Source organism: Actinomycetospora atypica (assembly GCF_042653685.1).
In the GTDB taxonomy this organism is placed as follows: domain Bacteria; phylum Actinomycetota; class Actinomycetes; order Mycobacteriales; family Pseudonocardiaceae; genus Actinomycetospora; species Actinomycetospora atypica.
Window position 1 is genome coordinate 281,335 of the sequence record NZ_JBHSIV010000002.1, and the last position, 21,209, is coordinate 302,543.

The window sequence follows — 21,209 nt, forward strand, 5'->3', positions numbered from 1 at the left end:
CTCCCCGGAAGGGGCGGCGCCGTGTCGCTGACTCGTGGGCATCATCGACCCCTCCGGAGCCGCCGTTACACGTTCGTAGCTCGATCGTGGGGACGTCCACCGTTCGGCCGCACCCCCGGTGGTCACTCGCCGTGAGGGGTTGGGCCGCCCGGGGCGGGAGGTCCGGACGAGGCCCCCGACCCCCTAGGGGGTCCCCCCGAGAACCCGGGCGCCGCCCCGATGGCCGGCGGGCCCCCGACGACGACTGTTCTCCCCAACGCCGCTCCGGCAGCACGCCGAGAGCGCACTCCGCTTCACCGATACCTGGGGGCACACCATGGCCACGCTGGACATCACCGAGTCGAAGACGCTGCTCGAGTTCCTGCTCGACCTGCTGAACGACAAGGACGCGCTCGCCGACTTCCGCGACAACCCGCACGAGGCGCTCGAGCACGCCGGCCTCGGCGACTGCACCGTGGAGGACATCAAGGAGCTCCTCCCCGTCGTCCTCGAGAAGGTCGACGCCGAGAAGTGCGCGCAGTACGAGGACGACTGCGACGACGACCACTGCTACGACTCCGAGCCCAAGCACGAGGACGACGACCACCACTGCAAGCCGGTCGACTGCGACGACGAGGGCCGCCCCGCCGCGCACTGCAGCCCGACCGACCAGGTCGTGGCGCACCTGAACTACGTGACGAACAACTACAACTTCGTCGACAACTCGCACCACACGTACAACGAGACCAACAACATCACCAAGATCTGGGCCGGCGACGACGCCGAGATCCACGTCGACAACACCACGACGAACGTCGGCGAGGGCGGCACCTACGTCGGTGGCGACAACAACGCCCCGATCACCCACGGGGACGGCAACGTGGTCGGCGACGACAACCAGGTCTCGGGCCAGGGTTCGACGACCGCCTTCGGGTCCGGCTCGGCGGTCGACGGGGACGTCGACGCCGGCGACCACGGTGCGATCGTCTTCGGCAACGGCGCGGCCTCGACGATCGACGCGTCGACCGACAACTCCCACCAGGACAACTCGGTCGACAACTCGCACCAGGACAACTCGACCGACAACTCGGTGGACAGCTCGACCGACAACTCCCACCAGGACAACCACGTCGACACCGACACGTCGCACTCCGGCAACACCAACATCGAGGACTCGGGCAACACCGACGCCTCGACGACCGTCGACGTGCACCACAACGACGTCGACCTGGCTCTGCTCTGAGCTCCCTGACCGCCGAGTGCGGGACCACGGCCGCGTAACGTCCGCGGCGTGACGACGAGGCCGGGGCACGGTGCGCACGCACCGTGTCCCGGCCTTCGCGCATGTCAGGGGGAGGTACGTCCATGAGTGCCGGCAACGACGCGGCCTCGCGGGAGCTGACCGAGCTCGTCGGGCTCGCCCGCAAGGCGGTGAAGGCCTACGACCGGCCCGACCTGGAGAAGCGGCTCGCCGTCCTGAGTCGTGCGGTCGCCGACGACCGGGCCCGGGTGCTCGTCGTCGGGGAGTTCAAGGCGGGCAAGACCGAGCTGGTCAACGCGGTCCTCGGCGGGCGAGCCCTGCCGACCGACGCGCACCGGGCGACGACGGTGCCGACGGCCTGCGTCCACGGCGCCCAGCGGGCCGTGACCCTGGTCCGCGCCGTCGAGGGCGGGCAGGAGCAGCAGGGGATCGGCCCCGCCCAGCTCGCCGAGCACGTCACCGAGCAGGGCAACGCGGACAACGCCGCCGGCTGGTCGCACGCCGAGGTGACCCTGCCGGTGGAGCCGCTCAAGGGGCTGCGGCTCGTCGACACCCCCGGCGCAGGCGGTCTCGCCTCCCCGGCATCGGTCTCGACGATGGCCGAGCTGCCCGGCTCCGACGCGGTGCTGCTGGTCTGCGACGCCGGCCGGGAGCTCACCGCCCCCGAGCTCGCCCTGGCCCGGACCGCGGCGGCGGTCGGCGCGACGGTGATCGTCGTGCTGACCCGGACCGACCTGCACCCGCACTGGCGGCGCATCGCCGACCTCGACCGCGGGCACCTCGACCGGGCCGGGGACCCGATGCGCGGGGTCGCGGTGCTCCCCACCTCCGCCTCGCTCGCCCTGCTCGCCGCCGAGCGCGACGACCCCGCCGACGGCACCGGCCGGGCGCTCACCGAGGAGTCGGGGATCGCCGAGCTGCGGCGGGTCCTCACCGAGGAGGTGGCGGCCGGTCGCCAGGCCCGGCGGGTCCGGATGGCCGCCGACGAGGTGCTCGTCGCCTGCGACCAGGTCGCGACGCGGTTCCGCACCGAGCGCGACGCCCTCGCCGACCCCGGCCGCGCCCAGCGCATCGCCGAGCAGCTGGACCGCTCGAAGGCCCGCGCCGCCGCGTTGCGCGACCGCGCCGCCCGGTGGCAGCAGACCCTCAACGACGGCACCCAGGACCTCGTCTCCGACATCGAGTACGACCTGCGCGACCGCCTGCGCACCGTCACCACCGACGCCGAGGCCGCCCTCGACGACACCGACCCCGCCAAGACCTGGGAACAGTTCGGGCCCTGGCTCCACCAGCAGGTCTCGGCGGCCGTCTCGACGAACGTCGTGTGGGCCGAGGAGCGGACGCGCTGGCTCTCCGAGCGGGTCGCCACCCACTTCGCCGAGGACGGGGAGGGCATCCTGCCGCCGGTGGGGGCGGGGCCCGACGGCACCGGCATGGTCGCCGACCCGGTGAAGATGCTCGCCGCCCCCGACCACGAGAAGTTCGGGTTCTCGCAGTCCGCGTTGATCGGGATGCGCGGCTCGTACGGGGGGGTGCTGATGATCGGGCTGATGACCACGCTCGCCGGGCTGTCCCTGATCAACCCGTTCTCGGTCGGGGCGGGCCTGCTGCTGGGGTCGAAGACCCTGATCGACGAGCGGAAGCGGGCGCTGCGGCGCCGGCAGGGCGAGGCCAAGCAGGCCGTGCGCCGCCACGTCGACGACGTCATCTTCCAGGCGGGCAAGAACTCCCGCGACATGCTCCGCGAGGTCCAGCGGACCCTGCGCGACCACTTCACGACGACCGCCGAGGAGCTCGAGCGCTCCCTCGCGGCGACGTCGCAGGCGGCCAAGGCCGTCGAGGCCGACGGCGCGAAGCGCCAGGCCCGGCTCGCCGACCTCGAGGCGGAGCTGGAGCGGATCGAGGGGCTGTCGACCCGGGCCCGCCGCCTGCGGGAGACCGTGCGCTCCGAGGGGCGGTCGGCGCCGCTGGTCCGGGCGTGACCGCGCCGCCGAGGAGCTCGGGGCTCGTCGGGGCCGCCCGCGGCGTCGTCGAGAACGCCCTGCGCCTCTACGCGAGTGGCCCGTCCGACCCGGCGACCGACTGGGCCCGGTCGGTCCTGCACGACGCGCGCGCCCGGCTCGACGAGCCCCTGCGCGTCGCCCTGGCCGGCACGCTCAAGGCGGGGAAGTCGACGCTGCTCAACGCGCTGGTGGGCGAGCGGATCGCCGCGACCGACGCGGGGGAGTGCACCCACCTCGTCACCTGGTACCGCGACGCCGCCTCGCCAGCGGTGCTGCGCGAGGACCTCGACGGACGACGAGGCCCGGTGCCGTTCCAGCGGGACGGCGACGGCCTGAACATCGACCTGCGCTCGGTCGACCCGACGCGGGTGGGGCGGTTGCTCGTCGACTGGCCCTCGCGCGGGCTGGCGCAGACGACGCTCGTCGACACCCCCGGGCTCGACTCGATCCGGGAGACGAACTCCCGGCGCACCCTCGCCTTCGTCACGCCCGACGACCGGCCCTCGGGCGCCGACGCGGTCGTCTACCTCATGCGCCACGCGCACCGCTCCGACGTCGGGTTCCTCGAGGCGTTCGCCGACCTCGCGCGCGGCGGGGGCGGCGGGCTCGGTGCGGTCGGGGCCTCCGGCACGGTCGTCGTGCTCTCGCGGGCCGACGAGATCGGCGGCGGGGGGCTGGACGCGGTGACGACGGCCGGGAAGGTCGCCGAGGCCTACCGCGTCGACCCGGCGCTGCGCCCGCTCTGCCAGACGGTGGTCGCGGTCGACGGACTGCTCGCCGAGACCGCGCGCACGCTGCGCCAGGTCGAGTTCACCGCACTGCGGGCCCTCGCCCGGGCCCCGCGGGCCGAGGTCGACGCGCTGCTGCTCTCGGCCGACCGGTTCTGCTCCGCGGAGCCCCCGGCGGTCGTCGCCGAGGCCCTCGCCTCCGACCCCGACGGGGTCCGGCTCGACGCGCGGACCCGCCGGGCGCTGATGGACCGGTTCGGGGTGTTCGGGATCCGGACGGCGACGACGGTGCTGCGCCGCGGCGCCCGGACCGGGCGCGGGGTGGTCGACTCGCCGTCGCTGGCCGAGGAGCTCGCGAAGCGGTCGGGGCTCGAGGAGCTGCGCGAGGCGCTGGCGTCCCGGGTGCTCGGGCGCCGCGACGTGCACAAGGCCCGCTCCGCGCTGCTCGCCGTCGAGCTGGTGCTCGACCGGGCCCCGCGACCCGACGCCGGCCCGGTCGCCGCCGAGCTCGAGCGGGTCCTCACCGGTGCCCACGAGTTCACCGAGCAGCGTCTCCTGGCGGCCCTGCGCCAGGGGCAGGTGACGATGCCGGCCGACACCCAGCCCGAGGCGGAGCGCCTCCTCGGCGGGGACGGGCCCGGGGTGGCGGAGCGGTTCGGCCTCGAGCCCGGCGCCGACCCCCGGCCCGCGGCGCTCGAGGCCCTCGACCGGTGGCGGACCCGGGCGGAGTCGCCGCTGACGTCTCGGGCGGCGGCCGAGGTGGCGCGGGCGGTCGTGCGCTCGTGCGAGGGCGCGCTCCGCGGCTGAGCGCGGGCGTTGCGCGAGGCACACGGCTGGCCGGGTCGACGCGACGTCGTCCCCGTGTTGCGGGCCGCAACGGTCGTGAGGCCCGGAGCCGACCCCGCCGGCCGTGTGCGGGCCGCAACGCGACGGGCATCGTCGGGAATCACCGAGTGGAGCGCGGCCCGCCGTGATCGCTAGCGTGCCGGGTCGTGCGGACCGTGGTGCTCGACCTGGGCGGGGTGCTGCTGTCCTCGACCGCCGTCCTCGACGCCCTCGCGGCACGGCTCGGCGTGGGGACGGCCGAGCTCGAGCGGGCGTACTTCCCGCCGCGGGAGGGCTACGACCTCGGGGATCCCGACGAGGCCTACTGGGCGGCGGTCGGGACGGCGCTCGGCATCGTCGTGACCCCCGACGACGCCCGAGAGCTGACCGCGATCGACGTCGCCAAGTGGGCCGAGCTGCCGGTGGAGTCACTGGCCTTCCTCGACGCGCTCGGCGACCGCCGGTGCGCCGTGCTCTCCAACGCCCCGGCCGGGCTCGCCGCCACGGTGCGGACCGCGCCCTGGTCGCGGCGGTTCGCGGCGATGGTGTTCTCCGCCGAGGTCGGGCTGGTCAAGCCCGGCGCGGCGATCTTCGCGGAGGCCGACCGCGTGTTCGGGACGCACGACTGCGTGTTCTTCGACGACAAGCCGGCCAACGTCGAGGCGGCCAGGGCCCACGGGTGGGAGGCGCACGTGTGGGCCGGGCCGGAGGCGGCGCTCGGGGTCCTGGGGGAGGACGCGGGTCTACGGTGGGGCCGTGAGCCCCGGGTCCGGAGCGAGCTGGAGGTCCTGCGCGTGACGGTCGAGCCCGATCCGCCCGGCCCGGTCTTCCGCCTGGTCTACCGCAGCCGCCTGCGGGTGTCCGCCCGGAACAGCCGGGCCGAGCTGGGAGCGATCTACTCGAAGGCCCGCTCGAAGAACGCCGGGCTCGGCGTCAGCGGGGCGCTGCTGGTGTGGAACGAATCGGTCGTGCAGGTCCTCGAGGGCGAGGAGGCCACGGTCCGGGAGCTCTACGCGACCATCCACGACGACCCGCGCCACGACGGCGTGCTGGTGATCAGCGAGGGCACGGTCGCGGGGCGGGTGTTCGGCCGGTGGGCGATGGCGGCCGTGGCCGACGAGGGCGTCCCCGACCTCGCCCTGCTGCTCACGCCCGGGAGCGGCGCCGCGTCCCGGCCGCCCACCACGCCCGAGCAGGACGAGCTGCTCGACGAGCTCCGCGAGGTGCTCCGCTCGTGAGCACTAATCCGTGTCCAGACACGGATTAGTGCTCACGAGCGCGTCAGCGCACCTGCCCCGACGCCGGGCCGCGTGGGCTCCCGCGTCGCGAAGAGCATCAGCAGCGCGCCGAGCACGGCGAGCACGCTCATCGTCACGAAGCCGCTGGTGAAGGTGCCGGTGCTCTCGACGATCAGGCCCATCACCAGCGGGGCGACGACCCCGGAGATCGCGAAGGCCGCGTCGGCGAACCCGGCCGCGGTGGCGGGCTGGGTGGGGGCGGCGTCGATCGAGGCGACCCACCAGATGCCGCCGGTGACGAAGCCGAACCCGACGCCGCAGGAGATCGAGACCAGCGCGACGGTGAGGGTCGGGTCGAGGAACACCGGGACCAGGGACGCACCCGAGAGGAGCAGCGCGGTCCCCATGATCGTGTAGCGGCTGCGGATGCTGTGGGTGCGGCGGTAGACCCGGTCGACGAGGAACCCGCCGGCCAGGGCCCCGACGATGCCCGCGGCCCAGGGCGCGACCGCGAACGCGCCGACGGCCTTGATCGACAGGCCGAACGAGGTCGAGAGGTACTGGGGCAGCCAATACATGAACCCCCAGAACATGAACCCCCACGAGAAGTAGCCGATCGCGCAGATCCAGAGATTCCGGTTGGTGAGCAGGGCCCGCCAGTCGGTCGGCCCGGAGGTGCTCTCCGCCTCGCCGGCGTCCTGGCCCGCGGCGATGTGGGCGCGCTCGGCGTCGTTGACCTGCGAGGCGTCGTCGGGGGAGTTGCGCAGCAGGGCGACGGCCAGCAGGGCCCAGAGGACGCCCAGCCCGCCGATGATCCAGAACATGCCGCGCCAGCCGACCCCGGCGATGAGGTTGGTGAGCAGCGGGCCGGCGACGAGCAGGGAGCCCGACACCGCGACGCCGCCGATGAGGGCGAGCGCGAACCCGCGCTCGGCGCGCGGCAGCCACCGGCTCGCGGTACGGCTGGCCGCCGGGAAGGCGGGGGCCTCGGTGGCGCCGAGGACGATGCGGATGAGCAGCAGCCCGACGAAGCCGCCCGCCAGCGGCACGAGAGCGGTGGCGAGGGAGAAGCCCAGCACCGCGGTGATGAGCACCTTGCGGGCCCCGAACCGGTCGACGAGCGGACCGGAGAGGAACGCGAAGACGGCGTAGCCGATCGAGAACGCGCTCGACACCACGCCGTACTGCGCGTCGGTGATCCCGAATTCGGTCTTGAACGGGGTGACCGCGTAGGAGATCGCGCTGCGGTCGATGTAGTTGATGACGATGAGCGCGACGACCACCGAGATCGTCACCCACCGGAATCGGGTCGGCATGTGCTCCACCTGCTCCTGAGAGAGGCGTTCCGCCGGGAGAAACATCGTGCGGAACGCGATGCGCGAGAATGTCAAGACGTCGTCATGCGGGTCAAGAATCGTTCCGCTCATGGGAACGGAACAGTTCTGCCACGCGCGACGGATTCGTCCCGCCGCGCAGATCCCACACCGCGGCGGTCAGATCCTCGGCCGCTGCCGCGTCGAGCGAGCGGGCGGCGTTGCCCGCGAACTTCGTACCGTGCTCGGCCGGGGAGAGCGGGCGGACGGGTCCGCCGCGGTTGTCGGTGACCCGTTCGGTGAGCACGCGTCCGTCGCGCAGGTGGGCGGTCAGCACGGCGGGGAACGCGCGGGGGAAACCGGCGGTGGCCTCGTCGTCGGGAACGACCTCGACGCGCGCCGCCACGGCGAGGCGGGCCGGGTCGGCGGCCGCGGCGTCGGTGAAGTCGCAGTGGAAGACGCCGAGCCCCTCCCGGTCGCCGCACAGCGCCGCGGCGACGGTGTAGGGCCCGCTGAACGCCGCGTGGTACCCCGAGCGCGGGTGGGTCTTCTCCTCCCGCGGCTCGGCGATCGTCCGCAGGACGGGGCGGGGGACGCCGAGGACGAGGCGCTCGACGTCGTCGGGGGCGACCCCTCGGTCGCGCAGGGCGAGGGCGGCGTCGACGCCCGCGTGGGTGAAGTGGTTGCAGGGGTAGGGCTTCACGAACACCCCGGGGGTCTCCCAGTGCTCGCCGAGCCTCTCGGTCACGGCCTCCGGGCGGGCGCGGTCGCCGCAGAAGGCGCGCAGGAAGCCGAAGCCGCCCTCGAGCACCGTCGGGGGGCCGGTGAGGCCGTGGCGCGCGAGGTCGGCGGCCGCGACCCCGGCGTGCGCGGCCCAGCCGCAGTGCACCCGCTTGACGGTGCCGCCGGTCCGGTTGGCCTCGATGATCCCGCTGCCCATACTGGCGGCGATCCCGATCGCGGAGGTGAGCCCGTCGGCGTCGAGCCCCCGCAGCACCCCGGCCGCCAGCGCCGCGCCGACCGCCCCGCAGATCGCGGTGGCGTGCTGGCCCCACTCGAAGAACACCGAGGTGCTCGCGTCCTCGTCGTAGCCCGCCATCCCCAGCCGGCAGGTCAGCTCGACCCCGAGCGTGGCCGCGTCGAGGTAGGCGGGCCCGCTCGCGCCGACGGCCTCGGCCGCGGCCAGGGCGGCCGGCAGCACGGCCGCCGACGGGTGCAGGACCGAGGGCAGGTGGGTGTCGTCGAAGTCGAGCGAGTGCGCGAGCGTGCCGTTGACCAGCGCGGCCGACGGGGCCGGGAGGAGGTCGCCGGTGGCGAAGGAGGTCGCGGCCCCCGTGCCGCCCCACTCGGCGACGACGGCCGAGACGATGCGGGCGGGCTCCTCCGTGCGGGCCGCGAGGCAGTTGCCGAGCAGGTCGACGGTGCGGGCGGCGAGGTCGTCGCGCAGGCGGTCGTCGAGGCCCTCGTCGCGCACCCGGACGGCGAGGTCGGCGACCTGCTGGGCGGGGGTCCTCACGCCACCACCGCCACCGGGCGGACCGGGGAGCCGGTGCCGCCGACGATGCGCAGCGGGGCCATGACGAACAGGAACTCGCCCAGGCCCGCCGCGGAGGCGTCCTCGAGGGCGAGGTGCTCGACGATGTGGATGCCGTGCTCGACCAGCAGGATCCGGTGCACCGGCAGCACCCGGTGGCCGGCGCCGGGCGGGATGCGCTCGAAGGCCGTGGTGTCCGAGCCGGCGGCGACCACCCCGCGCTCGGCGAGCCAGCGGGCGCCGTCCTCGTCGACCCCGGGCACGCCGTCGGCCTGCCCGAGGTAGCGGGCGGCGTCGTCGAAGTGCCGCGCCCAGCCGGTCCGGACCAGGGCGACGTCGCCGGGGCCGGGCTCGGCGCCCGCCCGCTTCGCGGCCTCCGCGAGGTCGGCCGCGGTCACGGCGGTCCCGGGCTCGAGGACGTCCACGCCGTGGGCCGCGGCGACGTCGAGCAGCACCCCGCGGGTGATCATCGGCGGGATCTTCTCGGCGCCGTGCTCGGAGTGCACCCCGCCGGCCTGGGCCTCGAAGGCGTCGATCCCGCCGTGCAGGCAGCCCTCGTGGCTGACGTGGGCGAGCGCGTCGACGTGGGTCCCGACGTGGCCGCCGGTCACGAGGATCTCGTTGGACGCCGACCCGCCGTCGGGCCGGGTCATGTCGCCGTGGCGGCGGATCAGGGTCATGCGGAAGCCGGGGTGGTTCGGCGAGCACGGCATGCCGGTGAACAGCGGCTGGCCGAGCTCGATCGTCCGCAGCCCGCCGGCGACGGCGTCGAGCAGGGCGCGGGTTCCGGGGGTGGTCACGGGGTCTCCTCACGGTGGCGGTCGAGGACGGCGCGGGCGCCGGCGACGACGGCGGGGTCGACGAAGCGCCCGTCGGCGTCGCGGTAGGCGCTCTCGCCGTCGGACCCGGTGGCGTCGAGCAGGGCACGGGCGCGGGCGAGCTCGTCGGTGGTCACGCGGAAGGCCTCGTGCACCACCGGGATCTGGCGGGGGTGGATCACCGAGCGGCCCCAGAAGCCGCGGTCGCGGGCGCGGGTCGAGTCGGCGGCGAGCCCGTCGAGGTCGGGCAGGTCGGTCCACACCGGAGCGACCGGGGAGGCGAGCCCGGCGGCCCTGCTCGCGACGACCACCCGCTGGCGCGCCCACTCCAGGGCCCCGCGGTCGGTGACGCGCAGGTCGGCGGCGAGGTCGGACTCGCCCAGGGAGAGCATCACCACCAGCGGGTGGGCGGTCGCGAGCGCGAACGCCCGCTCCACCCCGAGCGCCGACTCCAGCAGCAGGTGCAGCGGCTTGCCGATCCGGTCGGCCAGCCGCGCGACGGCCCCGGGGTCGGTCGCCTTCGGCACCCGGACCCCGTCGACCGCCGCGCAGGCCAGCGCGTCGGCATCGGCCTCGTCGTCGGGATTCATCCGCGCCCACAGCGGCCCGTCCGCGGCCAGGGTCCCGACGACGTCCCGCGCGGTCGCCTTGGCGGCGGCCGGCACGGCGTCCTCCAGGTCGACGACGACCGCGTCGGCCGGTCCCGCGAGCGCCTTCGCGACGAGGTCGGGGCGGTGGCCGGGGACGTAGAGCCAGCTGCGGGCCTCGCCGACCCCGCCCGCCCCGCCCGTCATACCGCCCCGCTCGCGCGCAGCTCGGCCAGGCGGGCCGCGTCGACCCCGAGGCGGCCGAGGACCTCCGCGGTGTGCGCGCCCAGCGGCGGGCCCGAGGTGCGGACGCGGCCGGGGGTCCCGGAGAGCCGGAACGGGACGTTCTGGAACCGGACCGGGCCGAGCTCGTCGTCCTCGACGGTCACGATCGACTCCAGCGCCGCGTACTGCGGGTCCGCGACGACGTCGGCGGCGGTGTAGATCGGGGCGACCGCGGCCTCGGCCTTCTCGAAGGCCTCCACCACCTCGTCGCGGTCGCGCCGGGCGATCCAGTCGCCCACCGCCGCGTCGAGCTCGTCGGCGTGCTGCGCGCGGGTGGAGCCGGTGGCGAACCAGGGCTCGTCGATCAGCTCGGGGCGCCCGACGAGGCGCATGACGCGCTCGGCGATCGACTGGGCGCTCGTCGAGACGGCGACCCAGCGGCCGTCGGAGCACTGGTAGGTGTTGCGCGGCGCGTTGTTCGAGGAGCGGTTGCCGGTGCGCGGCTGCAGCTCGCCGAGCTGGTCGTAGGCGATGACCTGCGGCCCGAGCAGGGTGAGCAGCGGCTCGATGATCGCCATGTCGACGTCCTGGCCGCGGCCGGTCGACTCCCGGGCGCGCAGCGCCGTCATGACCGCGAACGCCGTGGTCAGGGCGGCGACGCCGTCGGCCAGGCCGAAGGGCGGCAGGGTCGGGGGACCGTCGGCCTCGCCGGTGATCGCGGCGAACCCGCTCATCGCCTCGGCGAGCGTGCCGAAGCCGGGCCGCCCGGCGTAGGGCCCGGTCTGGCCGAAGCCGGTGACGCGGGCGAGGACCAGGCCCGGGTTGCGCTCGCGCAGCACGTCGGGCCCGAGGCCCCAGCGCTCGAGCGTGCCGGGCCGGAAGTTCTCGATGACCACGTCGGCGTCCGCGGCGAGCTCGCGGAAGAGCTCCCGGCCCTCGGGGGTCGAGAGCACCAGCGTGACCGACTTCTTGTTGCGGCCGAGCATCTTCCACCAGAGCCCGACCCCGTCGCGCTGCGCGCCGTGGGTGCGCGACGGGTCGCCGCGCGGGTGCTCGATCTTGATCACCTCGGCGCCCTGGTCGCCGAGCATGGTCGCGGCCAGCGGCCCCGCGAACAGGGTCGCGACGTCGAGGACCTTGAGGCCGGCGAGGGCGCCGCCGGGGTGGGCGGTCGGATCGTCGGGAACGGGGCTCGTCATCGAGCCGTCCTCTCTGCCGCTCGCGCGGCGGACGGGCGGCGCGGGGCGGCGCCGAGGCGGAGGGAGATGCGGTCGGCCACCGCGATCACGCGGGGCGCGATGGCGGCGACGAACTCGTCGGTGACGCGGTAGCGCGGGCCGCAGACCGAGATCGCGCCGAGGACCTCGCCGGAGACCCCGAAGACGGCGGCCGCGACCGACCCCGCGTCGGCCTGGCGCTCGCCCGCCGAGGCGGCGTAGCGGCGCTCGACGATGCGGTCGAGCTCGCGCCGCAGGGCGTCGGCGTCGACCGGGGTGTTCTCGGTCAGCGGGGCCAGCCCGGCGTCGAGCACCTGCTCGCGCTGGGAGTCGTCGAGGTAGGCGAGCATGCACTTGCCCGAGCTCCCGGCGTGCAGCGGGAACCGGCGGCCGAGCTCCACGGTCATCTTGATCTCGTGGGTGCCGACGACCTGGTCGAGGTAGACCCGGCCGTGCGGGACCGGGGTGGAGAGCGTGACGGTCTCGTGGGTCTCGTCGCGCAGCTCGCGCAGCAGGGGGAGCGCGGCGACCCGCAGGTCGGACTCGCGCAGCGCCCGCGCCCCGATCGCGGCCGCCGCGGGGCCGAGCCGGTACTCGCGGGTCGCGGGGTCGACGGCGACGAGGCCGCGACCGGCGAGCGAGACCAGGATCCGGTGGACGACGGCCTTCGAGAGCCCGAGCTCGCGGGAGATCCGGGAGACCCCCAGCGTCGAGGGGCCGTCGACGAACAGCAGCAGCACGTCCGCGACCCGCGACGTGCCCTCCGTCCCGCCACTCGCCTCGCTCACCGGCGCCTCCCCACATCGTCCCGCTGACGGAAACGAACCCTGACGATCGGCGGGCCGTCCGTCAAGCGCTCCGGGTGGAGCGAACGGCACTCCCGCTGCTTCTAGGGCAGCGGAAGTGCCATTCGCTCCCTTGCGCGGGGCGCCCGGCGCTGCTGTCATGAGCGCCCCGCGCACGGCGGGTCGTTTCTTTCAGCGGAACGGAGTACGGAGACATGGCGGACGTGGACCTCCTCGTCGCCGGAGCCGGCGGCGGGCTCGCCGGGGCGCTGCGCGCGGCCGAGCAGGGGCTCACCGTGGTGGTCGCCGACGCGAACCCGGCCTTCCGGCGAGGCAACAACACCGCGATGTCGACGGCGATGATCCCGGGCCCCGGGAGCCGCTTCCAGCGCGCCGCGGGCGTCGAGGACTCCCCGGAGCGCTTCCTCGCCGACGTCGACGCGAAGACCCACGGCACCGCCGACCCGGCCGTCGCCGGCACCCTCGCCCGGGTCGGCGCGGAGCTGGTCGAGTGGCTCGCCGACTCGGTGGGGCTCCCGATCTCCCTCGCCGACGTCGACTACCCGGGCCACTCCGTGCGCCGCTGCCACACCGTCCCGGGCCACCACGGCTCGTCGCTGCTGGGTGGCCTGCTCGAGGCGGCGGAGTCGCGGGTCGACCTGCTGGTCCCGGCCCGGCTCACCGCGCTGGAGCCCCGTCCCGACGATGCCGGCTGGCGCGCCACCCTCGCCCGCCCCGACGGCAGCGCCGAGGAGCTCACCGCCCGCGCCGTCCTGCTCGCCACCAGCGGCTACGGCGCCGACCCGGGCCTCGTCGGGAAGCACCTGCCCGAGATCGCGGACGCCGCCTACCACGGCAGCGAGTACGCGACCGGCGACGCGCTGCGCCTCGGCGGCGCGCTCGGGGCGGCGAGCTCGACCCTCGACGCCTACCAGGGCCATGCCGGGCTCTCGGCCGCCGCGCGCACGCTCGTCACCTGGACGACCGTGATGGGCGGGGCGGTGGTCGTGGACGCCGACGGCCGCCGCTTCGGCGACGAGACCGTCGGCTACTCCGAGTACGCCGCGATGCTCGCCGCCCGGCCCGGCGCGCGGGGCTGGGTGGTGTTCGACGCGACCATCGACGCCGCCACCCAGGGCTTCGTCGACTACCGCGACGTCGCCGAGGCCGGGGCGCTGCGGTGGGCCGACACCGTCGACGGCCTGGCCGAGCGGATCGGGGTCGACGCCGCCGTACTGGGTGCCGAGCTCGCCGACGCGGCCGCGGTGGCGCGCGGGGAGGCGGCCGTCGACCGCGTGGGCCGCCGCTTCGTCGCCCGGGCGCTCGAGCCGCCGTACGTCGCGGTCGAGATCGTCCCCGCGCTGTTCCACACCCAGGGCGGCCTCGCCGTCGACGAGGACGCCCGGGTCCTCGACGCCGCCGGCCGACCCCTCGCCGGTCTCTACGCCTCCGGGGGTGCCGCGGTCGGGATGTCCGGTCACGGCGCCGCCGGCTACCTCGCGGGCAACGGCCTGCTCCCCGCCCTCGGCCTGGCCTACCGGGCCGCCGACCACCTCGTCCGGAAGGTCCCCGCATGACCCACGACCTGATCATCCGCAACGTCCGGGTCGTCCGCCCCGGCACCGACGACACCCCGCTCGCCGACATCGCGGTCGACGACGGCCGGATCACCGAGGTCGGGCCCGACCTCGGCACCGACGCCGGCGAGGTGCACGACGGGCGCGGGCAGCTCGCGTTCCCCGGCGTCGTCGACGCCCACCAGCACTGGGGCATCTACAACCCGCTCTCCGACGACACGGCGACCGAGAGCCGGGCGTGCGCGCAGGGCGGGGTCACCACGTCGCTGACCTACATGCGCACCGGGCAGTACTACCTGAACAAGGGCGGCGCGTACGCCGACTTCTTCCCCGAGGTGCTCGCCGCCGCCGAGGGCCGCTCGCACGTCGACTACGGCTTCCACCTCGCCCCGATGCAGGCCGCGCACATCGACGAGATCCCGATGCTGGTCGACGAGCACGGCGTCACGTCGTTCAAGATCTTCATGTTCTACGGGAGCCACGGGCTGCACGGGCGCTCGAACTCGCAGAACGACTTCCTCATGATCCCCGAGGGCGAGCGCTACGACATCGCCCACTTCGAGTTCGTCATGCGCGGCATCCAGCGGGTCCGCGAGCAGCGCCCCGACATCGCCGACCGGATCTCGCTGTCGCTGCACTGCGAGACCGCCGAGATCATGACGGCGTACACGAAGATCGTCGAGCAGGAGGGCCGGCTCACCGGGCTCGAGGCCTACAGCGCGTCGCGGCCGCCGCACTCCGAGGGCCTGGCCGTGACGATCGCGTCGTACCTCGCGCACGAGACCGGGCTGCCGACGATCAACCTGCTCCACCTGTCGTCGGCCAAGGCCCTCGATGCCGCGATGCTGATGGCCGGGACGTTCCCGCACGTCGACTTCCGCCGCGAGGTCACGGTCGGGCACCTGCTCGCCGACGTCCACACCGCCGACGGGGTCGGCGGCAAGGTCAACCCGCCGCTGCGCCCGCGCGAGGACGTCGAGGCGCTGTGGCGCCACGTGCTGGCGGGCGACGTCTCGTGGGTGGTCTCCGACCACGCCTGCTGCAAGGAGGCGACGAAGTTCGGCGACGACCACGAGGACGTGTTCGCCGCCAAGTCGGGCTTCGGGGGCGCCGAGTACCTGCTGCCCGGGCTCGTGGGGGAGGGGCTCAAGCGCGGGCTCGCGCTGCCGCGGATCGCGGAGCTCACCTCCACCAACCCGGCCCGCCGCTTCGGGCTGGGCACCAAGGGCGACATCGCGCCCGGGTTCGACGCCGACGTCGCGCTGATCGACCCCGACACCTCGTGGACGGTCGACCCGGCCGACTCGGAGTCGACCCAGGAGTACACGCCGTTCCGCGGGCTGGAGATCGGCTCGACGGTCACCCGGACGTTCCTGCGCGGCCGGACCGTCTACGCCGACGGCGCCGTGGTCGGTGAGCCGGCGGGTCGGTACCTGAGGAGGCCTACGGCCATGTGAGCACTACTCCGTGCCTGGACACGGAATAGTGCTCACGGGCGCGCAGCGCACACCACGAGATCCAGCAACCGTGCAATGCGCGCCCGGTTACCGGAGTCCCCGACGGCGACGAAGACCCCGACCATCAGGGTCACGACGTCGTCGGGGTCGATCCCGGCCCGCAGCGAGCGTGGGCCTGGCCTGGGTACTCGCGCAGTCGCCGCAGGCCCTGCTCATCCCGGGCACCCGCTCGATCGCCCACCTCGAGGAGAACGTCGCGGCGAGCCAGGTCTCGCTCGACGAGGTGGCTGACGCCCTGTGAGCACTAATCCGTGTTCAGACACGGAATAGTGCTCACATGCCACCGGCACCCCTCGTCCTCGTGCCCGGTGCCGGTGGCGACGGCCGCTACTTCGACCGGGTGGTCCCGCTGCTGGGAGACGCCGTCGCCGTCGACCTCCCGCCCGACGCGGCGGACTTCAACGACTACGTCGCCGCCGTCGCCGAGGTCCTTCCCGACGAGCCCGCGGTGCTCGTCGGGCAGTCGATGGGCGCCTTCACGGTCGCGCTGGTCGCCGAGAGGTTCCCGACGAGGGCCGTGGTGCTGCTGGCGCCGATGGTCCCGGCCCCGGGCGACACCGCCGGCTCGTGGTGGGAGCGCACCGGGCACGCGGGCGCGGTCGAGGAGGCGGCGACGGCCAGGGGGCTCGACCCGGCCGCGATCCTGCCGGGCCCCGGCTTCGACCCGCACGTCGCGTTCTTCCACGACCTGCCGCCCGACGTGCTCGCCGAGCTGCTGGCCCTGGAGGAGCGGGGACAGTCGGCCGCGGTGTTCGACGCCGAGTTCCCGCTACGGGCCTGGCCGGACGTGCCGACCCGGGTGCTGGCCGGGCGCGACGACCGCTTCTTCCCGCTCCCGTTCGTGCAGCGCCTCGCCCGGGAGCGGCTCGGGGTGGAGGCGGAGGTGGTCCCGGGCGGGCACCTGGCCGCGCTGTCGCACCCGGGGGAGGTCGCCCGGGCCCTGCTCGCGTGACACCGTGGACGCCGTGTCCTCCTCCGACGACGTCGAGCGGGCGCGCGAGCTGATCGCCGCCGCGCAGCGCATCACCGTGCTGACCGGCGCGGGCGTGTCCACCGACTCCGGCATCCCCGACTTCCGGGGTCCCGAGGGGGTGTGGACCAAGAACCCGAAGGCCGAGCTGATCTGGAACGTCGACAACTACCGCGACGACCCCGAGGTCCGGCGCGAGGCGTGGCGGGAGCGCCTCGACCACCCGATGTTCGCCGCGGTCCCGGGCCGGGCCCATGAGGCGCTCGTCGAGCTCGAGCGGTCGGGCAAGCTCCTCGCTCTGCTCACCCAGAACATCGACGAGCTGCACCAGCGGGCGGGCTCGTCGCGGGAGCTGGTCGCCGAGCTGCACGGGAGCAACCACGGCACGGTCTGCATGAGCTGCGGTGAGGTCTCGCCGATGGCCGAGGCACGCGACCGCGTGCGGGCCGGCGAGGACGACCCGCGGTGCGTGCACTGCGGCGGGATCCTCAAGGCCACGACGATCATGTTCGGCGAGATGCTCGACGTCGACGTGCTGACCCGGGCGCGCGAGGCGGCCCTGGGCTGCGACCTCTTCCTCGCCATCGGCACCTCGCTCGGCGTGCACCCGGCCGCCGGGCTCGTCGACATCGCCTCGATGGTGGGCGCCGACGTGATCATCGTGAACGCCGAGCCCACGCCCTACGACCGGGTCGCCGCCGTCGTCCTCCGCGGCGGCATCTCCGAGGTGCTTCCCGAGGTGCTCCGCTCGTGAGCAGTAATCCGTGCCCGGACACGGATTAGTGCTCACGAGGCTTCGCCACCTCTTGCCTTCGAGCGCGCTCGAAGTCGTAGCGTCTGACGCGTGCCAGGATCGATTCTCGGAACTGCCGTCCGCCGCCTCGAGGACCCGGAGCTGATCCGGGGCCGCGGCACCTACGTCGACAACATCGTCCCGCTTGGGGCGCTGCACGTGGTGTTCGTCCGCTCGCCGATGGCCCACGCCCGGCTGGAGTCGGTGGACGTCGCGAAGGCCCGCGAGGCACCCGGCGTCGTCGCCGTCCTGACGAGCGACGACCTCGCCGACCTGCCCGACCACCGCCCCTTCATGGTCCTCAACGACGCCTGCGCGCGCCCGCTGCTCGCCCGCGGGAAGGTGCGCTTCGTCGGGGACATGGTCGCGGCCGTCATCGCGACGACGACGGCCGAGGCGGTCGACGCCGCCGAGCTCGTCGAGGTCGACTACGACCCGCTCGAGCCGGTGGTCGACGCCGAGGCCGCCCTCGCCGACGGCGCCCCGCTGCAGTTCGAGGAGCTCGGCTCCAACCTCGCGGCGGGGATGCGCGACGGCGACGAGGTGACGCCCCTCGACGGCGCCGACGTCGTGGTGCGCGCCCGCATCGTCAACCAGCGCCTCGCGGTCGCCCCGATGGAGGGCAACGCGGTCACCGCGCTGCCCGGCGACGACACCCACGACATCACCGTCCAGGTCTCCACCCAGATGCCCCACGGGCTGCGCGACCAGGTCGCGAAGCAGTGGGGCTGGGACCCCGAGCGCGTGCACGTCGTCGCCCCGCACGTCGGCGGCGGCTTCGGCGGCAAGGCCGGGCTCGCCCCGGAGCACGCCGTGGTGATCGAGGCCGCGCGCCGCCTCGGCCGGCCCGTGACCTGGACCGAGACCCGCAGCGAGAACCTCACCGCGATGCCCCACGGGCGCGGCCAGGTGCAGTACGGCGAGCTCGGGCTGCGCCGCGACGGGACCATCGTCGGGCTCCGCGCCCGCGTGGTCGGCGACGCCGGCGCGTACGCGGGCTTCGGCGGCGCGCTCGCCCTCGGGCCCACGCGCAACATGGCCCAGGGCGTCTACCGCATCCCGACGATCTCCTACGGCGCCGCCTCCGCGCTCACCACGACGACGCCGATGGGCGCCTTCCGCGGCGCCGGCCGGCCCGAGGCCGCGGCGATGCTCGAGCGACTCGTCGACATGGCCGCGGTGGAGCTCGGGAAGGACCCGGCCGCGCTGCGCCGGCAGAACTTCCTGCAGCCCGACGAGTTCCCGCTGACCACGGTCACCGGATCGCTCTACGACTCCGGGGACTACGAGCACTCGCTCGACGAGGCCCTGCGCCTGTCCGGGTACGACGAGCTGCGGGCCGAGCAGGCCCGTCGTCGCGAGCGCGGCGACCGGGTGCTGCTCGGGATCGGCCTCGCGGTCTACGTCGAGGTCACCGCCGGCGGGGCCGCCCAGGAGTACGGGAAGGTCACCGTCGACGACGACGGCGGCGCGACGATCGCCGTCGGCACCTCCGGGCACGGGCAGGGGCACGCGACGTCGTTCGCGATGATCGTCGCCGACCGGCTCGGCATCCCGATGGACCGCATCCGCTTCGTCCAGTCCGACACCGCGGCCGTCCCCCGCGGCGGGGGCACCGGCGGCTCGCGGTCGCTGCAGCTCGCGGGCTCCAGCGTCCTCGTCGCCGCCGACACCGTCCTCGACCGCGCCCGCGAGGTCGTCGCGTCGGTGCTGGAGGCCTCGCCCAACGACGTGGTGGTCACCGACGACGGGACGCTCGGGATCGCCGGCGTGCCCGGGCGGTCGCTGACGTGGACCGAGGTGGCCTCCGCCGCCCACGAGCAGGGGGTGGAGCTCGCGGAGGCCCGCGACGAGTCCCAGCCCGGCGCGACCTACCCCTTCGGCGCGCACGTCAGCGTGGTCGAGGTCGACCTCGACACCGGCCGCGTGACCCCGGTCCGCCACGTCGCGGTCGACGACTGCGGGCGCGTGCTCAACCCGACGCTCGTCGCGGGCCAGCAGCACGGGGGCCTGGTCCAGGGCATCTCGCAGGCGCTGTGGGAGGGCTTCTCCTACGACGAGGACGGCAACCCGGTGACCGGCTCGTTCGCCGACTACCTCCTGCCGAGCGCGGCCGAGCTGCCGATGTTCGAGGCGGCGTCGACCGAGACGCCCACCCCGTACAACCCGCTGGGCGCCAAGGGCATCGGCGAGGCCGCGACGATCGGGTCGACCCCGGCGGTGCAGAACGCGGTCGTCGACGCCCTCGCCCACCTCGGCGTCCGCCACCTCGACATGCCGCTCACGCCCGACCGCGTCTGGCGGGCCGTACGCGACGCCGAGGCCGGGACGCTCGCCGACCCATGGTCGGAGCCCCCGGCGGTGTTCGCCTCGCTGCCGGTCCGCGGTGGGTCGAAGGACCCGGAGGCGGCGTCCGTCGATGTGTAGTAACTCGTGCGCACTAATCCGTGTCCAGGCACGGATCAGTGCTCACAGGCGACCAGCACCTTGAGTTCGCTGAACAGCTCCGCGCGGCTCTCCGAGCCGAGCCGGCGGCGGATGCGGGACACGTGGTGCTCGACGGTCTTGGTCGAGAGGAAGAGGCGGGACGCGATCTCGCGGTAGGTGAGCCCCTCGAGCACGAGCTCGGCGATGTCGTGCTCCCGCTCGGTGAGGCCGGCGGCGGAGCGGCGGGCGACCGTCGTCGCGGTTGCCCGGGCGGCGTCGTCGGGAACGGGGACCGGCGCCGGGGCGACCGGGGTGCGGGCGGCCTGGAGGGTGCGGGCGCAGGCGAGCAGGGTGGCGCTGTCGGCGCGGTCGGTGGTGCGGATGGCGGCCTCGCCCGCGAGGCGGGCGCCGTCCCAGGCGAGCCCGACGGCGCGCAGGGCGGAGGCGGCGTCGAGCATGAGGTCGACGTCGATGCGCCCGTCGAGCACCGCGAGCCAGACGCGGGCGGCGTGGGCGGGGGCGACGGCGCGGTCGTTGACGGCGGCGGCCGCGTCGAGTGCGGCGGCGTGCGCGGCGGCGGCGTCGGGGTCCTCGGCGGTGATGGCCGCGTGCAGCCCGGCCCAGTGCCAGGAGGTGCCCCACGAGGCCGGGTCGCCCAGCGAGGCGAGGAGCGACGTGGCCTCGGCGAGGTGCGGCTCCACCCAGCGGCCCTCGCCGAGGCGGGCCGCGGCGACGGCGAGCTCGCCGACGGGCAGGAGGCAGTAGAGGTCGACGGGGTGGCGCAGCAGGGCCTGCCGGGCGCGCGCCCACAGCTCGAGCAGCCGGCGGGTGTCGCCGGCGCGACGGGCCAGGGCGACCTCGCCGGCCACGGCGACGAGCTCGTCGCGGGGCTCGAGCGCGCCGGGGAGCGCCTGGGCGGCGGCGAGTGCGGCCCGGGCGGCCTGCTCGTCGTCGCGCATCATCGCCGAGAACGCGCGCAGCAGGAGGTGGCGGCGGCGCAGGGCGGGGCCGCCGAGGTCGGCGTCGACGGCGAGGTCGAGCAGCGGGTCGGCGAGCTCGGGCTCCCCGCGGTGCAGGGCGAGCAGCGCGCCGAGCGCGGCGGGGGAGTCGCCCGCGGGCTCCGGCTCGCCGGCGGCGGCGAGGGCGGTCGCGGCGCGGACCAGCAGCGAGAGTGCGGTGCCGGCCGCCCCGTCGACCGAGGCGAGCAGACCCTGCGCGACGAGCGCCGCGGCCGAGTCGCGCAGCCCCGGCAGCCCGCCGGTGGCGGACACGCCGGCCGCGCGGGCCTCGTCGAACTCGTCGAGGGCGAGCAGGGCGGCGGTGGCGTCGAGTCCGCCGCCGCCCTGCCGGGCGAGCCAGCGGTGCACCTCGGCGGCCCGGGCGAGCAGGCCGCGCTGGGGCAGCACCGCCGC

At 75.0% G+C, this 21,209-nt stretch carries 17 protein-coding genes; 10 read left to right on the forward strand and 7 right to left on the reverse strand.

What is annotated here, in order from left to right:
• The first annotated feature begins 316 nt into the window (after window positions 1-316).
• The 4 genes from ACFPBZ_RS03120 to ACFPBZ_RS03135 all read left to right on the forward strand — a co-directional run bounded on the left by ACFPBZ_RS03120 (window position 317) and on the right by ACFPBZ_RS03135 (window position 6,034).
• Window positions 317-1,222, forward strand: a complete 906-nt coding sequence (locus ACFPBZ_RS03120; RefSeq protein ID WP_378034534.1) for an IniB N-terminal domain-containing protein — start codon at window positions 317-319, stop codon at window positions 1,220-1,222.
• A 122-nt stretch (window positions 1,223-1,344) separates the two neighbouring features.
• Entirely contained in the window at window positions 1,345-3,222 is a 1,878-nt protein-coding gene (locus ACFPBZ_RS03125; protein WP_378034535.1) for a dynamin family protein, read from the forward strand.
• Window positions 3,219-4,778 carry a dynamin family protein gene (locus ACFPBZ_RS03130; RefSeq protein WP_378034536.1) on the forward strand — a complete coding sequence of 520 codons (1,560 nt, stop codon included), beginning with the start codon at window positions 3,219-3,221 and terminating at the stop codon, window positions 4,776-4,778. The genes ACFPBZ_RS03125 and ACFPBZ_RS03130 overlap by 4 nt, the downstream gene beginning before the upstream one ends.
• 185 nt (window positions 4,779-4,963) lie before the next feature.
• Window positions 4,964-6,034: an HAD-IA family hydrolase gene (locus ACFPBZ_RS03135; protein WP_378034537.1), complete on the forward strand. Its 1,071-nt coding sequence runs from the start codon at window positions 4,964-4,966 to the stop codon at window positions 6,032-6,034.
• Window positions 6,035-6,066: 32 nt separating this feature from the next.
• Here the strand turns inward: ACFPBZ_RS03135 and ACFPBZ_RS03140 are convergent, their stop codons facing one another.
• The 6 genes from ACFPBZ_RS03140 to ACFPBZ_RS03165 all read right to left on the reverse strand — a co-directional run bounded on the left by ACFPBZ_RS03140 (window position 6,067) and on the right by ACFPBZ_RS03165 (window position 12,516).
• Window positions 6,067-7,350 (reverse strand): MFS transporter, encoded by a 1,284-nt coding sequence (locus ACFPBZ_RS03140; RefSeq protein WP_378034538.1) that lies wholly within the window; start codon window positions 7,348-7,350, stop codon window positions 6,067-6,069.
• A 91-nt stretch (window positions 7,351-7,441) separates the two neighbouring features.
• Window positions 7,442-8,863 (reverse strand): MmgE/PrpD family protein, encoded by a 1,422-nt coding sequence (locus tag ACFPBZ_RS03145; RefSeq protein WP_378034539.1) that lies wholly within the window; start codon window positions 8,861-8,863, stop codon window positions 7,442-7,444.
• Window positions 8,860-9,681, reverse strand: coding sequence for a cyclase family protein (locus tag ACFPBZ_RS03150; protein ID WP_378034540.1), 822 nt, complete (start codon window positions 9,679-9,681; stop codon window positions 8,860-8,862). The genes ACFPBZ_RS03145 and ACFPBZ_RS03150 overlap by 4 nt, the downstream gene beginning before the upstream one ends.
• Window positions 9,678-10,493 (reverse strand): HpcH/HpaI aldolase/citrate lyase family protein, encoded by an 816-nt coding sequence (locus tag ACFPBZ_RS03155; RefSeq protein WP_378034541.1) that lies wholly within the window; start codon window positions 10,491-10,493, stop codon window positions 9,678-9,680. The genes ACFPBZ_RS03150 and ACFPBZ_RS03155 overlap by 4 nt, the downstream gene beginning before the upstream one ends.
• The gene (locus ACFPBZ_RS03160; protein ID WP_378034542.1) at window positions 10,490-11,710 is read right to left on the reverse strand and encodes a CaiB/BaiF CoA transferase family protein; all 1,221 of its coding nucleotides are present in this window, start codon (window positions 11,708-11,710) and stop codon (window positions 10,490-10,492) included. The genes ACFPBZ_RS03155 and ACFPBZ_RS03160 overlap by 4 nt, the downstream gene beginning before the upstream one ends.
• Window positions 11,707-12,516, reverse strand: a complete 810-nt coding sequence (locus tag ACFPBZ_RS03165; RefSeq protein ID WP_378034543.1) for an IclR family transcriptional regulator — start codon at window positions 12,514-12,516, stop codon at window positions 11,707-11,709. Before ACFPBZ_RS03165 ends, ACFPBZ_RS03160 begins: the two co-directional genes overlap by 4 nt.
• 212 nt (window positions 12,517-12,728) lie before the next feature.
• Between ACFPBZ_RS03165 and ACFPBZ_RS03170 the strand changes: the two genes are divergently transcribed.
• The 6 genes from ACFPBZ_RS03170 to ACFPBZ_RS03195 all read left to right on the forward strand — a co-directional run bounded on the left by ACFPBZ_RS03170 (window position 12,729) and on the right by ACFPBZ_RS03195 (window position 19,797).
• Entirely contained in the window at window positions 12,729-14,090 is a 1,362-nt protein-coding gene (locus ACFPBZ_RS03170; RefSeq protein WP_378034544.1) for an FAD-dependent oxidoreductase, read from the forward strand.
• On the forward strand, window positions 14,087-15,547 hold the full coding sequence (locus ACFPBZ_RS03175) for a dihydroorotase (RefSeq protein WP_378034545.1): 1,461 nt from the start codon (window positions 14,087-14,089) through the stop codon (window positions 15,545-15,547). Before ACFPBZ_RS03170 ends, ACFPBZ_RS03175 begins: the two co-directional genes overlap by 4 nt.
• A gap of 169 nt (window positions 15,548-15,716) precedes the next feature.
• On the forward strand, window positions 15,717-15,848 hold the full coding sequence (locus ACFPBZ_RS03180) for an aldo/keto reductase (RefSeq protein WP_378034546.1): 132 nt from the start codon (window positions 15,717-15,719) through the stop codon (window positions 15,846-15,848).
• 36 nt (window positions 15,849-15,884) lie between these two features.
• A complete protein-coding gene (locus ACFPBZ_RS03185) occupies window positions 15,885-16,559 on the forward strand; it encodes an alpha/beta fold hydrolase (protein WP_378034547.1) in 675 nt (224 codons plus the stop codon).
• 13 nt (window positions 16,560-16,572) lie between these two features.
• Window positions 16,573-17,331 carry an SIR2 family NAD-dependent protein deacylase gene (locus ACFPBZ_RS03190; protein WP_378034548.1) on the forward strand — a complete coding sequence of 253 codons (759 nt, stop codon included), beginning with the start codon at window positions 16,573-16,575 and terminating at the stop codon, window positions 17,329-17,331.
• Between the two features lie 90 nt (window positions 17,332-17,421).
• Window positions 17,422-19,797 (forward strand): xanthine dehydrogenase family protein molybdopterin-binding subunit, encoded by a 2,376-nt coding sequence (locus ACFPBZ_RS03195; protein ID WP_378034549.1) that lies wholly within the window; start codon window positions 17,422-17,424, stop codon window positions 19,795-19,797.
• A gap of 35 nt (window positions 19,798-19,832) precedes the next feature.
• On the opposite strand, the gene ACFPBZ_RS03200 is transcribed toward ACFPBZ_RS03195, so the two are convergent.
• The coding region (locus ACFPBZ_RS03200) for a LuxR C-terminal-related transcriptional regulator (RefSeq protein ID WP_378034550.1) at window positions 19,833-21,209 on the reverse strand (1,377 nt) is incomplete at its 5' end.

Bases quoted from the DNA above. Each gene is read 5' to 3' on its own strand.
- ACFPBZ_RS03120 (WP_378034534.1), top strand. From the start codon at position 317: ATGGCCACGCTGGACATCACCGAGTCGAAGACGCTGCTCGAGTTCCTG.
- ACFPBZ_RS03125 (WP_378034535.1), top strand. From the start codon at position 1,345: ATGAGTGCCGGCAACGACGCGGCCTCGCGGGAGCTGACCGAGCTCGTC.
- ACFPBZ_RS03140 (WP_378034538.1), bottom strand. From the start codon at position 7,350: ATGCCGACCCGATTCCGGTGGGTGACGATCTCGGTGGTCGTCGCGCTC.
- ACFPBZ_RS03155 (WP_378034541.1), bottom strand. From the start codon at position 10,493: ATGACGGGCGGGGCGGGCGGGGTCGGCGAGGCCCGCAGCTGGCTCTAC.
- ACFPBZ_RS03160 (WP_378034542.1), bottom strand. From the start codon at position 11,710: ATGACGAGCCCCGTTCCCGACGATCCGACCGCCCACCCCGGCGGCGCC.
- ACFPBZ_RS03170 (WP_378034544.1), top strand. From the start codon at position 12,729: ATGGCGGACGTGGACCTCCTCGTCGCCGGAGCCGGCGGCGGGCTCGCC.
- ACFPBZ_RS03175 (WP_378034545.1), top strand. From the start codon at position 14,087: ATGACCCACGACCTGATCATCCGCAACGTCCGGGTCGTCCGCCCCGGC.
- ACFPBZ_RS03185 (WP_378034547.1), top strand. From the start codon at position 15,885: ATGCCACCGGCACCCCTCGTCCTCGTGCCCGGTGCCGGTGGCGACGGC.